This is a genomic window from Agrobacterium sp. 22-214-1, assembly GCF_053522465.1.
The window spans coordinates 41,517-56,012 of record NZ_JBNWCK010000007.1; the positions used below are offsets into that span (position 1 = coordinate 41,517).

Below are 14,496 nucleotides of genomic sequence, written 5' to 3' on the forward strand. Positions count from 1 at the left end.
ATGGGATTGCAGACCTATAACGCCAAGCGCAGTTTCGACAAGACGCCGGAGCCAAAAGGGACGACGGCCGAACAGCAGGGATCGAGCTTCGTGATACAGAAACACGATGCCCGCCGTCTGCATTATGATTTTCGGCTGGAAATGGACGGGGTGCTGAAAAGCTGGGCGGTGACGCGCGGCCCGAGCCTCGATCCCGAGGACAAGCGCCTTGCCGTGCATGTCGAGGACCATCCGCTCAGCTATGGCGATTTCGAGGGCGTCATCCCGAAAGGACAATATGGCGGGGGCACCGTGATCGTCTGGGATCGCGGCACCTGGCAGCCGATCGGTGACGCCCGGAAAGGTTATCGCAAAGGCCATCTGGAATTCGAACTGGACGGCGAAAAGCTCAAAGGCCGATGGCATCTGGTACGCATGCATGGAAAGCCCGGAGAAAGCCGGGAGAACTGGCTGCTTATCAAGGGCGATGACGAGGAGGCGAGGCATAAGGGCGGCGCGGATATTCTCGAAGAACGGCCGGAATCCGTAAAGACCGGGCGCAGTGTCGAGGAAGTTGCAGCCAAACCGAAGGATACCTGGAACTCCAAAACGGTGTCGAAAAAGACCGTCGCTTCTGCCTCAGGCAGGAAACAGGCTCATGCGCTGCCCAAAGGCGCACGCAAACTGGCTATGCCATCCTTCGTGCCGCCGGCGCTCGCCACGCTCAAGCCTAAACCGCCGGATGGTTCTCGCTGGCTGCATGAAATCAAATTCGACGGTTACCGCCTGCAGGCGCGCGTCGATCAGGGCAAACTTCAACTGCTGACCCGCAGCGGGCTGGACTGGACGGAGAAATTCGGCCGGGCCGTGACAGGAGCGCTCACGGCGCTACCGGTGGAAACGGTGTTGATCGATGGCGAAATCGTCATCGAACGGGATAACGGCGCCTCCGATTTCTCCGCCTTGCAGCAGGATCTGAGCGAAGGGCGCAGCGACCGCTTCGTATTCTATGCCTTCGACCTTCTTTATCTCGATGGCAGCGATCTGCGCGGTGCGGCATTGAGCGAGCGAAAGGCGCTGCTCGAAAAGCTGCTGCCGGCGGGCGACCCTCATCTCCGTTACAGCCAGCATTTCGAAGAAAGTGGCGCGCTTGTTCTGGACCATGCCTGCCGGCTCAGCCTCGAGGGCGTCATTTCCAAAGTCAGGAACAGCAAATATGTTTCGGGCCGCAAGGGCGAATGGGTAAAATCCAAATGCTCGATGCGACAGGAATTCGTCATCGGCGGTTATACCGTCTCCTCGACATCGGACCATGCCATCGGATCGCTGGCGCTCGGCGTTTATGAAAATGGCAAGCTGCGCCATGTCGGCCGTGTCGGGACAGGCTATACGGGCGAAGTGGCGGAGATGCTGCTTGGCCGGCTGAAGCCGCTGGAGCGCAAGGAAAGCCCGTTCGGTGAGAAACTCACCGCGCTTGCCCGCCGCGATCTTCATTTCGTCAAGCCGGAACTGGTCGCTGAAGTGGAGTTTCGTGCATGGTCTGGAGATGGCAATCTGCGTCACGCCTCCTTCCGGGGGCTGCGCGAAGACAAGCCCGCAGCAGAAATCGAACGCGAGGAGAAGGCCGTGTCCGATACCCAGGCGCCGCAATCGAAGATCAAGTTCACCCATCCGGACCGGCTTTATTGGCCGGAGGACGGCGTGACGAAGGAGGGGCTTGCCGATTATTATGCGCAGGTCTGGCGGCACATGGCGCCCTTTGTCGTCAACCGGCCGCTGGCATTGTTGCGCTGCCCGGAGGGCATAGAGGGGCAGCGATTTTTCCAGAAACATGCCTGGCGCGGCATCAACAAGGCCGTCGAGCAAATCAAGGATCCCAAGGACAAGGGCGGAGAACCGCTGATCCGCATCACCGATTTCGATGGCCTGATGGCGCTCGTGCAATCAGCCGCGCTCGAAATCCACCCCTGGGGCGCGACCACCGCCAATTGGGAAAAGCCGGACATGATCACCATGGATATCGACCCCGGCGAGGATGTGGCATGGGAAGAGGTGATCGAAGCGGCGCTGGAGCTGAAGCGGCGTTTCGAAGAAGCCGGGCTTGCCGCTTTCGTCAAGACCTCCGGCGGCAAGGGCCTGCATGTTGTCGCACCCCTGAAGCCGCAGGCGGGCTGGGCCCCGGTAAAAGCCTTCGCCAAGGCCATGGCGGCGGATATGTCGAAGGCCGAGCCGGAGAAATATCTCTCCGTCGCCACCAAGGCGAAACGGCAGGGCCGCATTTTCATCGACTATCTGCGCAATGGCAGGGGCAATACGGCGGTTGCGGCCTATTCAACACGTGCCCGGCCGGGAGCCGCCATTTCAGCACCCCTCGAATGGTCGGAACTCACCGCCGAGATCGGCCCGGCCCATTTCACCGTCAACAATATCGGCGCGCGTCTTTCCGCGCTGAAAAAAGACCCGTGGGATGGATTTTTTGCTGCTGCCGAGCCGCTTCCGAAAAAGGCCCGCTGAAGGCATCGAGCCTCAACTTCTCTTTTCGGAAGCAAGGCTTTTCTTCAGGGCATCCATGATGTTGATGACATTGCCACCGGTGCGTGCCTTCGTGCCGGTTTTCTTTTTCGAGGAGGAGACCTCCTCGCCCTTGGTCTTCAGCAGGGACTTGATCTTCTTCTGAATGGGGTCCTGCACCAAAGCCGGTTTCCAACCCGTCACCTGTTTGCCGATGCGTTTTTCCATGGCGTCCAGCAGCGGCCGGTCGATTTTCATCTTCGGCTCCAGCGCGTCGATGCTTTCGCGCACCTCTTCGCCATAATGCAGCGTCCAAAGGATGATGCCTTTCCCCGACGGTTCGAGGAGCACAGCCCTTTCACGACGGTAGATTACGAGGCGCGCAATACCGAAAACATCGTTCACCTTCATGGCCTCGCGAATGACGCTGAAGGCTTCGGTGCCGATCTTGTCTTCCGGGCGCAGAAAATGCGGACGGTCGTACCAGATCCAGTCGATCGATCCTTTCGGCACGAAGGTCTTGATATCGATGGTGCGGGTGCTTTCCAGCGCCACCGCATCGATCTCGTCATCCTCCAGCAGAACGTAATCGTCCTCGGCGCGGGGAAAACCTTTTACCTGGTTTTTGGCGGCGACCGGTCGGTGGGTGATGCTGTCGACATAACGGCTTTCGACGCGGTTGCCGGTTTTGCGATTGAGGATGTGGAAGGTGTATTTGTTGCCTTCCGTCGTCGCGGGCGTCAGCGAGACGGAAGCCGTCACCAGCGACAGCTTGAGATAACCCTTCCAGAAAACCTGCCGTGCCATGTCCGCGATCCGCATTGGTCCCCCGGAACAACAGCCACGGGGTGGCTTTTGTTCCGGGAGGAGCGGCAAATCGGGGCAGGGCTGAACCTATCAGCCGAACAGCGACGTCAGCCCGTAAACCGCGGCGGAGATCAGCGCAGCCGCGGGCATGGTCACGATCCAGGCGATGACGATATTGCCGGCAAGGCCCCAGCGCACCGCCGAGACGCGGCGGGCCGCGCCGACGCCGACGATGGCGCCGGTGATCGTGTGGGTGGTCGAGACCGGAATGCCGAGCCACGTCGCACCGAACAGCGTCAGCGCACCGCCGGTTTCGGCGCAGAAACCCTGCATCGGATTGAGCCGGGTGATCTTCGATCCCATCGTATGGACGATACGCCAGCCGCCGAACAGCGTGCCGAGCGCCATGGCCGACTGGCAGGAAATCACCACCCAGAAGGGCACGTAGAAGCTCTCGCCGAGATGTCCCTGGCTGAAGAGCAACACGGCAATGATGCCCATGGTCTTCTGCGCGTCGTTGCCGCCGTGTCCCAGCGAATAAAGCGAGGCGGAGATGAACTGCATCACGCGGAAGGTGCGGTCCACGGCAAAGGGCGTTTGCCGCACGAACAGCCAGGAGACGGTGAGCACCAGAAGCAGGGCGAGGAAGAAGCCGATGGCCGGCGACATGAAGATGGCGCCCACGGTTTTCAGCAGGCCCGACCAGACGATGGAATTGAAACCCACCTTCGCAAATCCAGCACCGACGAGCCCGCCGATCAGCGCATGCGACGAGCTGGAGGGAATGCCGAAAATCCAGGTGACGATGTTCCAGACGATGGCGCCGATCAGCGCCGCGAAGATCACCTGCGGCGATACGATGGCCGGATCGATGATGCCGGTGCCGAGCGTTTCGGCCACATGCAGGCCGAAGAACAGGAAGGCGATGAAGTTGAAGAAGGCCGCCCAGGCGACCGCATATTGCGGGCGCAGCACGCGGGTGGAGACGATGGTGGCGATGGAATTGGCGGCATCGTGCAGACCGTTCAGAAAATCGAAGAACAGCGCGATGGCGATAAGGCCGATTAGCAGCGGCAGGGCAAGTGCGACATCCATCAGACGTTCTCGATAACGATGCCGCTGATCTCGTTGGCCACATCCTCGAAACGGTCGACGACCTTTTCGAGTTCGCCGTAGATCTCGCTGCCGATCATATAGGCCATGGCATTGCCGCTTGCGCCGTGGCGGCGGAAGAGGTCCTTGAGACCCTGATCGTGAAGTTCGTCGGAGCGGCCTTCAACGCGGGTCACCTCTTCGGCGATGGATGACAGGCGATGCGCATTCGTGCCGACCTTGTTGAGAAGCGGAATGGCTTCCGCGATGAGGCCGGCTGCGCGCACGATCTCATGACCCATTTCCTTCATCAGCGGATCGAATTCCGTTTGCTCGAAAAGACGGATGGTCTTGACGGTCTTGTGCATCATGTCGATGGCGTCATCCATCGACTGGATGAGATCCTTGATGTCGCCGCGGTCGAAGGGGGTGATGAAGCTGCGCCTGACGGCGAGTAGCACCTCGCGGGTGATGTCGTCCGCCTGATGTTCGAGGGCGACGATGAGGTCGCAGTTCTTCTCGACGTCGATGCCGCTCAAAAGTTGGTCAAGGGCCTCGGCCGCTTTGATGACGGTTTCGGAATGTTTGCTGAACATGTCGAAGAAACGGTCCTCGCGCGGCATCAGCTTGCGAAAAATACTCATCATGCGAATTGGCCCTCAATGGCGCTTTATTAGTTGTGGGGGGTGATTGTCATAAAACTGTCATAAATGCACGCGGGGCATTGATGCAACCCGGAAAATCAGCACTATCAACGGATATGAAACCCACCAAGAAAAGCCGGAAAACCCGCCCGGCTCGTGCACTGACATTGCTCCAGCAGCTTGCTGCGGTTCCGGAAAAGCTCTTCACCGGCGCTTTCCGGCAGCAATATGCCGCGCTTTGCTTCCGTTATGCCGGCAATGGCGAGGATGTCGAAATCCTCCTCGTCACGTCCCGTACCAGCGGACGCTGGATCATTCCGCGCGGCTGGCCGATGAAACGCAAGAAGCCGCACGAGGCGGCGGCAATCGAGGCGTGGGAGGAGGCGGGCGTGCGCGGCCGGGTGAAAAAGAATGCGGTTGGCCGCTATACCTATCTCAAGATGCTCGACAATGGCGATGTCGTTCCCTGCATGGTCGATGTGTTCCAGATAGAGGTGACGGAGGCGGAAACCAGTTTCAAGGAACGCGGTGAACGCCTGCTGGAATGGGTGCGCCCGGATGAGGCGGCAAGGCGCGTTCGCGATATCGAACTGAAGTCGCTTCTTGTCGATTTTCGCCCGAAGGGCAAAAAGAAGCGTCAGGGCAGCGAGAGGCCGTAACCGCACCCGTCCGGCATCCGCTCCTGTGGTCAAGACTGTAATGCCGCCGCAATGGGCCATCTCCAACCTTGCCTGATGTTTGCCGTCAGGTGCCGTTGCATGAAACCATGTCGTCCCGTTCTCCGCTTTTTATTGCGTTATCTCCATCCCATCATCGTCCTCGCCGTGCTTCTGGCGGGCCCGGCCGCCATTCTCCTGCTGAGGTGACGGCAACTCCATGGATGCAAAACCGGCCTTTTCAGGCCGGCTGCTTTTGGGAAGGTTGCGCCGGATGGTTCGAATGCCCCGTTTCATCCGGCGCTTTCGGCAACAGGCGGGTAAAACGCCTGACGATGCTGTCTATATAGGACAGGATGGTCGGCACCACGATCAGGGTCAGCAGCGTGGAACTGATGAGGCCCCCAACCACCGCATGGGCCATCGGCGCACGCTGCGCGCCGCCACCGCTGACGGCCAGACCGAGCGGGATCATGCCGAAGATCATCGCCAGTGTCGTCATGATGATCGGGCGGAAGCGGATGACGCCGGCATTTTCCAGCGCCGCGTTCAGCGATAGCCCACGCCGCCGCTCACGATTGGCGAAATCGACCAGCAGGATGCCGTTTTTGGTCACGAGGCCCATCAGCATGATGAAGCCGATCAGCGAGAACATGTTGATCGTACTGCCGGCCACCATCAGCCCGATGAGGACGCCGACAAGCGAAAGTGGCAGGGACGCCATGATGGCGAGCGGTTGCATGAAACTGCCGAATTGCGAGGCGAGCACGATGTAGATGAAGATAACGGCCATGGTAAGCGCCGTGACCATGTGGCCGATGGTCTCCTGCATGGTTTCGGCGTCACCGCCGAAGCGGATGCGATAGCCGTTCGGCAGGTCACGACCGGCTGTCAGGCCCTGCAACGTCTCCGTCACGTCGCCAAGCGTGCGGCCGGCGATATTGGCCGAAACCAGTATCTCGCGGCGATTGTCGATACGGCGGATTTCGGCGGGGGCCGGCATGATGCCGATATCGGCAACCTGATCGAGACGCACCATCAGCGGTGCGCCGTTCGCGGCCGTGCGGCTGGTCGCGATCATCAATTCACCGAGACCTGCCGCGTCGGACCGCCGCTCGACGGGCAGGCGGATGACGATATCGTAGCTGTTGCCGTCCGCATCCGTCCATTTCGACACATCCTCGCCGCCGATAAGGGGGGAAAGGGCCGCGGCAAGATCGGAGCGGGCAATGCCGAGATCGCTCGCCGCCGCAGGCTTCAGGCGGACCGAAAGAATGGAGGTCACATCCCTGGCGCTGGAGGTCACATCCACGAGGCCGGGGATTTTCTTCATGTCTTCGACCAGACCGGTGGCGATTTTTTCGAGGACCGCCCGGTCGTCGCCGAGGATGCTGAGCTGCACCGGGCTTTCGCCGCCGCCAAGGCCATTCTGCAGGATCGTAATCTCTATGCCGGGTATGGCTGACAGGCGTTTGCGAACCGGTTCGGCAAGGGAGAGCGGGGTTCGGCTCCGCATGTCGAGCGGCACCAGCCCCACCAATATGGTGGCCCGATGCTTACCGGCGGCGCCGCCGGTATTGACGGTGGAATAGAGCGTCTCGACTTCCGGAAATTCCTTCAGCGCCTTTTCGACCTGCCGCACCTTCGTTGTCGTATAATCCAGCGAGGAGCCGACCGGCGCGGTAATATTGACCTGAAAGCGGCCCTCATCGGCATTCGGAACGAACTCCGTGCCGACCAGCGGCACCATGAACAGGCTGCCGATAAAGATGCCCGACGTGACAAGCAGGGTGACGAGCCGGTGCCGCAGGGTCCAGCCGATGGCCCGGCGATATTGCCCGGCCATCCATTCGAAGCCGCGGTCGAAACGGGCGATCAGGTGGCCTACCGGCCCGCGCTTCGCATCGGGCTGGGCGTCCGGATCGTACCAGACGCTTGATAACATCGGGTCGAGCGTGAAGGCGACGAAGAGCGAGATCAGGACGGCGGCGGAAACGGTGACGCCGAATTCATAGAAAAACCGGCCGACAATGCCGTCCATGAAGGCGACCGGCAGGAAGACTGCCACGATGGTCGCCGTTGTTGCGATTACCGCAAGCCCGATTTCATTGGTGCCGTCGAGTGCCGCGCGCAGGTGGGATTTGCCCATGTGGAGATGGCGGGTGATGTTTTCGCGCACCACGATGGCGTCATCCACCAGAATGCCGATGGAAAGCGTCAGCGCCAGCAGGCTGAGCGTATTGAGCGTGAAGCCGAGGAAATGGATCACCGCGAGCGTGCCGATGATTGCTATCGGCAATGTCAGCCCGGTAATCACCGTGCTGCGCCAGGAATTGAGGAACAGGAAGACGATGGCGACGGCGAGCGCCGCACCTTCGATCAGCGTCGTCTGTACCTGGTTGACGGATTCGCGGATCGGTATCGACGCATCCGTGACGATGCGCAATTGCACGTTCTGTGGGGCAAGCTCGGCGTTGAGCGCATCGAGGCGCTTCCTCACATCCGTCGCGACCTGAACCGTATTGGCGTCCTGAACCTTGACGATGTCGATCGCCAGCGCCGTCTGGCCATTATAAAGGGCGCGGTTTTCGGCATCGGCTGCCCCTTCGGAAAGCGTTGCGACATCGCGAAGCGCAATGGCCGCGCCGCCGCGCCTTGCCACCACCATATCCAGCAGCGCCTGCGGCTCCTCGATACGCCCCTGCACCTGGATCGTGCGTTCGGAGACGGGGTCGACGACGCTTCCGGCCGGGCTGTTGTTGTTGCCGGTGCGCAGCGCATTCACCACCTCGTTGATGCCGATCCCGAGGGCGCGCATGCGCGTCTCGTCGATTGCCACATCGATCTGCCGTTTGCGGGCGCCGACCAGCGTTGCCTGGCCGACGCCGGCAACCGTCGTCAACTGCCGCACCACCTTCTGGTCGGCAAGGCTGGTGAGGGCGGGCACATCGAGCGACGTCGAACTGATCGCCACCGACAGGATCGGCTCGGCGGCGGGGTCGAACCTCGATATGACCGGCTTTTTGGCATCTTCGGGAAAATTCGCCTCGATGGCGGCGATCTTGTCGCGCACCTCCTGCGCGGCGGCCGAACTGCGCACCTCGAGCTTGAATTTCGCGACGACGACGGAGCGCCCCTCATAGGAGGTGGAGGTGACCTCATCGAGACCGCCAATGGCGTTCAGCGCATCCTCGACCGGGCGTGTCACCTCGGTTTCCACCGTCTCCGGCGTCGCGCCGGGATAAGAGGTGACGACCACCACCACGGGAACGTCGACATTGGGATATTGGTCCAGCCCAAGCCGTTGCAGGGAGAAAGCGCCCATGACCAGAAGCGCGACCATCATCATGGTGGCGAAAACGGGATGGGTAACGGATATGCGGGTCAAGAACATTTCAGCCTGCCTTGTCGACGGTGACGGCCATATCGGGCTGCAATTCGGGAAGCGGCGCGGTCAGGATGGTCTCGCCATCCTTCAGCCCGGCGGCAATCTCGATCAGGCTGCCGCCGTTCCAGCGCGCTCCCACCGTGACCGTCTGGCGGCGAAGATGGCCGTCCTGCACCTTGAGCACATGGTAACCTGTCTCATCCTTGCGCAGCGCGATGGCGGGAACGACGAGCGCATCGTTTTTCTCGCGCAGCAGGATCGATCCGCTGGCGAACATTCCGCCCCACAGGCTGCCGTCACGATTGGCAAGCCGCAGATAGACGGCGACGAAGCGGGTGCCGTCTTCGGCAACCGGGCTGATGCGGTCGACCGTGCCTTTGACGATCTGGCCGCCAAGGCCGTCAATCTTCAGTTCCGCCGTCTGACCGAGGGCGACGCGCGGAACATCGCGCGTGGCGACAAGAACCTTCGCCTCCAGCACGCTGGTATCGACCAGCGTGAGAAGCTCGCCATCCGCGCCGACACGCGATCCCGCCTCGGCCAGCCGCCGGGTGACGGTGCCACCGAAGGGCGCGCGGATTTCGGCATTGCGAAGGGCGAGGCGGGCAATATCCGCCTGCGCCGAAAGGCTCTGGAGCCTAGCCGTCTTCACCGCGACATCGCTTTTCGCCTTGTCGAGCTGTTCTGCCGAAGCGATGTTTTTCAGGGCAAGCTGTTCGGTTCTCGTCAGGGCCTGCATTGCCAGCATCAGCTCGGCCTCGGCCGCGTCCCGGTCGCTCTGCCGCAGCAAAAGCGTCGATTGCAGCTCGTCGGTTTCGAAACGCACGAGCAGCTTGCCCGCCTGCACCGTGTCTCCGTCGCGGACATTCATCTCGACGATCTTGCCGGCTTCACGGGCGCGGATCACCACGCGGGTGATCGGCTGAAGCTCGCCGCTGATGCCAAGCCGCTCCACCATCGGGCGCGTGCCGATCTTCGCCGTTTCAGTGGCCGTCAGTTCGAACGGAGTGCCTGCCGGGCTCATCGAAGCGGTTTCGACGAGCCCGTTCACGATGCCTTTGACACGCTCATTCGCATCGACGCTGCCGCGCGCCGGATCGAGAGCGGTGACAACGAGAACGCAACCTGCAAGCGCGATCCCCGCCTTGATGGTTCTCTTCACCCACATGCTGAAATCCTTTCCATACCGGGACCGCAGCTCAGGCGGTCGCATTGCCTCTCTTGAGGCGTATGGCATCTGGATAGGCGTCCATAATTGCAGCAGCATTACCCTTGCGAACGCAGCTGCTTAAACAGCAGGGTCTGATGTTTCATCGCCCTGTTTTTACGCCTTTTTCGGAGGGGAAACCGCCTTGCACCGGGTTGGAAATGCTCCGGCGGCTTCTTTGCCGCAATACTGCCGCAACCTTTCTGGCAGACAAGGGAATGCGAAGGGACGGTGACGCATGAGACTTCTGTTGATCGAAGACGAAAAGGCAATGGCGGATGCGCTGGCGGCGACGCTCGGCAGGCAGGGTATCGTCATCGACCATACGATGTGGCTCGGCGATGCGATGGAGTTGACGCGCCAGCACGTCTATGACGCCATCCTGCTTGATCGCCGCCTGCCGGACGGGGAGGGACTTGCCTTCATTCCGCAGCTGCGTCACGCCGGTATCGACACGCCGATCATTTTGTTGACGGCATTGAACGAACCGGAAGACCGCATCGCCGGGCTGGATGGCGGCGCCGACGACTATCTCGGCAAGCCGTTTCTCGTCGGTGAGCTGCTGGCGCGGGTGCGTGCGGTTCTGAGAAGGCCGGCAAACCTTGCACCCGCCGAGATCACAGCCGGCCGCATCGTCATCGATCCGCTTCATCTCAGCGTCACGATCAATTCCGTTCCCTTCGATCTGCCAAGGCGCGAGCTTGCGGTTCTCGTTGCGCTGGCGAAACGCAAGGGCAAATCCGTGCTGCGTTCCACGCTTGAAGCGGCCGTCTACAATTACGAGGAAGAGATCCAGTCCAATGCGCTCGACGCGCATATATCGCGGCTGCGAAAACGCCTGCTCGATGCCTCCGCAGGCGTTGGCGTCCATAATATTCGCGGCATCGGTTATCTGTTGAAGGAAGAGGCATGAAAGCGCAGGGCACCTCCAACTCGTCCTTGTGGTGGAAATTGAGCTGGCAGCTCAGCGTCGTCGTCTCCGCCATGATTGCCGTGGTCATCATCGGCCTCTGCTTTTACGGCATGACGATGCTTTCGCCCAATATTGCGCTCTGGGACGACCTGTCGGCGACACTTGATGAGTCGCTTTCGCTCGATCCGCAAAAAGGATTGGTCGTTACCGATGGCCCGGCATTGCAGGCCTTGAAGGCGGAGAACTCAACGCTCTGGTTCGTGGCTTCCACGCTGGACGGGCGGGTGGCGAGCTATGGCGCCGTGCCCGCCGTTTATGAGGAATTGTCGCCGTATCTGCATTTGCTGACGGATGCCGATATTCGCGGAGGAAAGGGCATCTCCGAGGTCGCCCTGGTTGAAAGCATGGAGACGAAGGGGGGGTCTGTAAGGGTCATGTTCGGCGGAACCACGCATATGAGGGGGCAATTTTTGACGCTCCTTGCCGGAACCTACAAGATTTACGTTCCCCTCCTGGCTGTCATCTTGCCCGCCGTGTTCTTCTCGGTTCCCCGCATCGTGCGCGAGGCGCTTGCCGGCCTCAGTTCCGTCGTCAAAAAGGCTCCCGAGATCGATCCGCGCCGGCCGGGCTCGAAGCTTCCGGTCGAGGATGTGCCGCGGGAGGTGGTGCCCCTGATCCTTGCCTTCAACGGCATCCTCGAACGGCTTGAAGAGCAGTTTCGGGCGCGGCAGCGTTTTCTCATCGATGCGGCGCATGAGCTGAGAACGCCGATTGCGATCATGCAGACCCGGATAGAGGGCTTGCCGGGACCGGAGCAGCAACGCCTGATGGAGGATGTCGCGCGGCTTGGGGAGACCACGGAGCAGCTTCTCGCCTTCGAAAGAAACGATCAGGTGAACGACCGGCGCGAAACGCTGGACCTCGTCGAGACGGCGCGCACCGTCGTTGCCGATCTCGCGCCGCTCGCGCTTGCGGCGGGCTACGATATCTCCTTCGAAACGCAGGTCGCGCGATATGAAATACTGGGCAACCCGTTCACCCTGCCGCGCGCCATCAGCAACATCGTGCGCAACGCCATAGACCATGGCGGGAACAGGGGGATGATCCACGTCTCGATTCTCGCCAGTGGCGAGATCGCGGTTTCCGATGAGGGACAGGGGATAGCCGAAGATCAGCGGGAACGGATTTTCGAGCCCTTTTATCGCGTTACGCCGCGCAGCACCGGGGCGGGCCTTGGCCTCAGCCTCGTCAAGCAGATCGTCGCCAACCATAACGGGCGAATCTTTCTGGACAGCAACGCCTTCGGAAGCACCTTCCGGTTACGTTTCTGATCCTGCGTTGCGCGCGCTTTCAGGGGCGGGCAATTGTAATGTTGCCGCAATTTTCGCTGTCGTACCGTGTGGGGCACAGGATCAACCATGCCAACTGGAGTACGTGCAGTGAAACAACAGTGCAGTCTGTTTGCCCGGGCTTCCGGCGACAGGGCCTCCCGCAGTCGCGGCGTCGCCTTCGCCACCTTGCCCTTTGCCATCATCATGTCCGGCTGCACGTCCGTGCCGCTCAAGGAAGGCGGTACGCTGACCTCCTATGCGCAACTCAGCCCGGTCAAGGGCAAGTTCACCAAATCGCGCACCTTCGTGGACGCTAACGGACTGGCCGGGGTCAAGACCGTCGCCATCGTGCCGACCACCTTCTCCTTTGCGGCCTCTTCACGGGTCACATCGGAAAAGGACCGTGTCCTTGTTTCGAATGCGCTGGATCGGGCCATCTGCGTCGCGCTCAGCGATAAATACCGGATTGCCGCGCTGGGCCAGCCGGCGGACATGACGGTGCGCACGGTCATCACCGATCTGGTGCCGACCGACAAGACCATGGCCGGGGTATCGACGGCCGTGACGCTCGGCAGCAACTTCGTCCTGCCGGTCAGCGTGCCGCGTCTTCCATTCGGGCTTGGCGGCCTCGCTGTCGAGGCGGAAGCGGTGGACAGCACCGGCGTCCAGCGCGCCGCAGCCGTCTGGTCGAAGGGCGCGAATTCCATCACGGGTAACGCCCGCGTCTCGGAAATCGGGGATGCCTACGAGCTTGCCGCCGATTTCTCCAACTACTTCTCGCGCATTCTGGTGACAGGCAAGGTCTCCGACGGGCTGAACCTCTCTATCCCCTCCGGCCATCGAATCCGGTCCGCCCTGGGTGGAAAGCCGAAATATGTCGAATGCGATGCCTATGGCCGGTCGCGCGGCCTGCAGGGCATGGTGGCTGACAAGTTCGGTGCGCCACCCGAATGGACCGACAGACCCGCGAAGGCCGCGTCGCGATAGGGCAGCCGCTATCGTTGCAGATCGCGCGCGTTACGGCGCGCGCGACAGTCCGAGCCCAGGACCTATGCCGCAAGACCGAGTTTCAGTAGGCCGCATTCGCGGACGATTTCGGCGATATGGCTGAATTGCGCCGAGAGCGGATTGCTCTTGCGCCAGACGATGCCGATGGTGCGCGACGGGCGCGGTTCCGCCAGCCGGAACACAGAGACGGTGGATTGCCTTGTCTCCATATCGACGGCCATCTGCGGAATGAGCGTGACGCCGATGCCGGCGCCGACCATCTGCACGAGGGTGGAGAGCGAAGAGCCCTCCATCAGCACGCGCGGCGGCGCATTGGTCGTGCTGCAGAAGGAAAGCGCCTGGTTGCGGAAACAATGGCCTTCCTCCAGCAATAGCAGGCGCATTTCACCCAGCTTGTCGGCGCTCGGCACCGGCATGCCCGCATCCTCCATCGGCCGCACCAGAATGAATTCCTCCGAAAACAGCGGCACTTCTTCCAGCGCGGGTTCCGAAACGGGCAGCGCGACGATTGCCATGTCCAGCCGGGCTTCGAGAAGGTCTTCGATGAGCTTCTGCGTTACCGCTTCGCGCGGGCGCGCCTCCAGTCCGGGATAATGCCGGGTCAGCGTCTTGATCACCTGCGGCAAAAGATAGGGCGCAACGGTGGGAATAACACCGATGCGCAGACGACCGCTGAGAGGGCCATGCCCCGCGCGCGCCAGATCCTGCAACTCGTCCACCGAACGCAGGATGGCCCGGGTGCGTTCGGCAAATTCCTCACCAAGCGCCGTCAGCCTGATCTGGCGGCTGCCGCGTTCGACGAGCGGCGCACCGATCAGTTCCTCCAGCTCCCGGATCTGCAGCGACAGCGCCGGCTGGGAAATGGCGCATGCCTCCGCCGCCCGGCCGAAATGGCCGATCTTGGCAAGGGCGTCGAAATAACGGAGATGTTTCATGGAAAGCGCAATCATAAGCTCAGCA

The 14,496-nt window shown here is 61.4% G+C and carries 11 protein-coding genes; 5 read left to right on the plus strand and 6 right to left on the minus strand.

Features of this window, described 5'->3' with window-relative positions:
- Complete coding sequence (gene ligD, locus ACQZ5G_RS21025; RefSeq protein WP_448738792.1) at positions 1-2,493, plus strand: DNA ligase D; 2,493 nt, start codon at positions 1-3, stop codon at positions 2,491-2,493.
- A 12-nt stretch (positions 2,494-2,505) separates the two neighbouring features.
- On the opposite strand, the gene ku is transcribed toward ligD, so the two are convergent.
- From ku to ACQZ5G_RS21040, 3 genes are all read right to left on the minus strand, one after another.
- A complete protein-coding gene (gene ku, locus ACQZ5G_RS21030) occupies positions 2,506-3,297 on the minus strand; it encodes a non-homologous end joining protein Ku (protein ID WP_164865448.1) in 792 nt (263 codons plus the stop codon).
- A gap of 90 nt (positions 3,298-3,387) precedes the next feature.
- Entirely contained in the window at positions 3,388-4,392 is a 1,005-nt protein-coding gene (locus ACQZ5G_RS21035) for an inorganic phosphate transporter (RefSeq protein ID WP_003521775.1), read from the minus strand.
- Entirely contained in the window at positions 4,392-5,036 is a 645-nt protein-coding gene (locus tag ACQZ5G_RS21040) for a DUF47 family protein (RefSeq protein ID WP_448738793.1), read from the minus strand. The genes ACQZ5G_RS21035 and ACQZ5G_RS21040 overlap by 1 nt, the downstream gene beginning before the upstream one ends.
- A gap of 113 nt (positions 5,037-5,149) precedes the next feature.
- Here ACQZ5G_RS21040 and ACQZ5G_RS21045 point away from each other — a divergent pair, with 113 nt between their 5' ends.
- Positions 5,150-5,692: an NUDIX hydrolase gene (locus ACQZ5G_RS21045; RefSeq protein ID WP_059758602.1), complete on the plus strand. Its 543-nt coding sequence runs from the start codon at positions 5,150-5,152 to the stop codon at positions 5,690-5,692.
- Positions 5,693-5,930: 238 nt separating this feature from the next.
- Here the strand turns inward: ACQZ5G_RS21045 and ACQZ5G_RS21050 are convergent, their stop codons facing one another.
- Both ACQZ5G_RS21050 and ACQZ5G_RS21055 read right to left on the minus strand, forming a co-directional pair.
- Entirely contained in the window at positions 5,931-9,083 is a 3,153-nt protein-coding gene (locus ACQZ5G_RS21050; protein ID WP_448738794.1) for an efflux RND transporter permease subunit, read from the minus strand.
- Between the two features lies 1 nt (position 9,084).
- Complete coding sequence (locus tag ACQZ5G_RS21055) at positions 9,085-10,245, minus strand: efflux RND transporter periplasmic adaptor subunit (RefSeq protein WP_448738795.1); 1,161 nt, start codon at positions 10,243-10,245, stop codon at positions 9,085-9,087.
- Between the two features lie 277 nt (positions 10,246-10,522).
- On the opposite strand from ACQZ5G_RS21055, the gene ACQZ5G_RS21060 reads away from it, so the two are divergent.
- The 3 genes from ACQZ5G_RS21060 (at position 10,523) to ACQZ5G_RS21070 (ending at position 13,515) form a co-directional block, all read left to right on the plus strand.
- Positions 10,523-11,197 (plus strand): response regulator transcription factor, encoded by a 675-nt coding sequence (locus ACQZ5G_RS21060; protein ID WP_448738796.1) that lies wholly within the window; start codon positions 10,523-10,525, stop codon positions 11,195-11,197.
- On the plus strand, positions 11,194-12,528 hold the full coding sequence (locus tag ACQZ5G_RS21065) for a sensor histidine kinase (RefSeq protein ID WP_448738797.1): 1,335 nt from the start codon (positions 11,194-11,196) through the stop codon (positions 12,526-12,528). Before ACQZ5G_RS21060 ends, ACQZ5G_RS21065 begins: the two co-directional genes overlap by 4 nt.
- A 108-nt stretch (positions 12,529-12,636) precedes the next feature.
- Positions 12,637-13,515: a DUF3313 domain-containing protein gene (locus tag ACQZ5G_RS21070; protein WP_003521767.1), complete on the plus strand. Its 879-nt coding sequence runs from the start codon at positions 12,637-12,639 to the stop codon at positions 13,513-13,515.
- 62 nt (positions 13,516-13,577) lie between these two features.
- Here the strand turns inward: ACQZ5G_RS21070 and ACQZ5G_RS21075 are convergent, their stop codons facing one another.
- Positions 13,578-14,486: a hydrogen peroxide-inducible genes activator gene (locus tag ACQZ5G_RS21075; RefSeq protein ID WP_003521765.1), complete on the minus strand. Its 909-nt coding sequence runs from the start codon at positions 14,484-14,486 to the stop codon at positions 13,578-13,580.
- Positions 14,487-14,496: the final 10 nt, after the last annotated feature.

What these genes read in the sequence shown, in the direction of transcription:
- ACQZ5G_RS21075 (WP_003521765.1), bottom strand. Translation starts at nt 14,486, where the DNA reads ATGATTGCGCTTTCCATGAAACATCTCCGTTATTTCGACGCCCTTGCC.
- ACQZ5G_RS21055 (WP_448738795.1), bottom strand. Translation starts at nt 10,245, where the DNA reads ATGTGGGTGAAGAGAACCATCAAGGCGGGGATCGCGCTTGCAGGTTGC.
- ACQZ5G_RS21035 (WP_003521775.1), bottom strand. Translation starts at nt 4,392, where the DNA reads ATGGATGTCGCACTTGCCCTGCCGCTGCTAATCGGCCTTATCGCCATC.
- ACQZ5G_RS21050 (WP_448738794.1), bottom strand. Translation starts at nt 9,083, where the DNA reads ATGTTCTTGACCCGCATATCCGTTACCCATCCCGTTTTCGCCACCATG.
- ACQZ5G_RS21065 (WP_448738797.1), top strand. Translation starts at nt 11,194, where the DNA reads ATGAAAGCGCAGGGCACCTCCAACTCGTCCTTGTGGTGGAAATTGAGC.
- ACQZ5G_RS21060 (WP_448738796.1), top strand. Translation starts at nt 10,523, where the DNA reads ATGAGACTTCTGTTGATCGAAGACGAAAAGGCAATGGCGGATGCGCTG.
- ACQZ5G_RS21045 (WP_059758602.1), top strand. Translation starts at nt 5,150, where the DNA reads ATGAAACCCACCAAGAAAAGCCGGAAAACCCGCCCGGCTCGTGCACTG.
- ku (WP_164865448.1), bottom strand. Translation starts at nt 3,297, where the DNA reads ATGGCACGGCAGGTTTTCTGGAAGGGTTATCTCAAGCTGTCGCTGGTG.
- ACQZ5G_RS21040 (WP_448738793.1), bottom strand. Translation starts at nt 5,036, where the DNA reads ATGATGAGTATTTTTCGCAAGCTGATGCCGCGCGAGGACCGTTTCTTC.
- ligD (WP_448738792.1), top strand. Translation starts at nt 1, where the DNA reads ATGGGATTGCAGACCTATAACGCCAAGCGCAGTTTCGACAAGACGCCG.